Here is a 787-nt window from a genome sequence, read left to right as displayed (position 1 = left end):
CCCGATGAATTTTCGAGCAAAGCTCAATACCGCTAACGCCATTAAAATCTTTGTCTTCGCTTAAGAATACGGCACCAAGATCGACGTTCGATTGCATAACGTCGTTAATTTCGTTGGTTGCATCGCGAAGACCAATGGTGTTGTTTCCGGTGCAGACTTTTAAGCCGACTAGGTTGTTGTTGGTGCATACTTCCTTGAGCACAGAGAGTGCTGCTTCGTTACATTCATGTACGAGCACTTTACTGACAATTTGTGTTTTCGCTGTCATTACTGCCTCTATTACTTAGAAAAACTCAAGCTCACCGCAGTCTGCTTCTTCGACTTCGGTCGTACTTGTTGTGGTTGATGTAATGTCAAAATCCAGCTCAGTGTCATTGCAAACATAGATGCCGCACTCAAAAAGTGTTTGACCATTAATCTCTATATGCTTAAAGCTCTCAAAGCTTGGTTTCTGAGAGAGCATGTATTTCATGCTACCGGACTCGAGTCGATTCGGAGTCGACATCCCTAAGCTGGGGATGAAATTATTAAGACTTCGCTTTATCGCCCCGCAAAACGTGTTGCCTACTTCGCCGACAAAGTCATAAAAGCGCTCGTCTGTAAGGGTGTCGGCGGTGGTATTGAGTTTGTTTGCTACAAAGGCTTTGGTAGCGTCGTCATTGTTTAAATGGATTACCGTCAGCACCCTGAACAAGGGCGAAGAAATGGTCAGCAAAACAAACTCTTTGAATTCGCCATGAATGCTCGAGTTAGCGTCTGCAGTATGAATTTCTGTTTCGGCACTCGA

The 787-nt window shown here is 44.5% G+C and carries 2 protein-coding genes; both read right to left on the bottom strand.

Annotated features, from left to right (window positions below):
- The coding region (locus A3750_RS18030) for a hypothetical protein (RefSeq protein WP_197475132.1) at positions 1-268 on the bottom strand (268 nt) is incomplete at its 3' end.
- A gap of 15 nt (positions 269-283) precedes the next feature.
- Positions 284-787: hypothetical protein (locus tag A3750_RS26345; RefSeq protein WP_068548562.1), on the bottom strand; the 504-nt coding region annotated here is incomplete at its 5' end.

Source organism: Oleiphilus sp. HI0079, assembly GCF_001635105.1.
The sequence above is the reverse complement of the archived record's forward strand: the minus strand, read 5'-3'. Positions and strand labels throughout refer to the sequence as shown.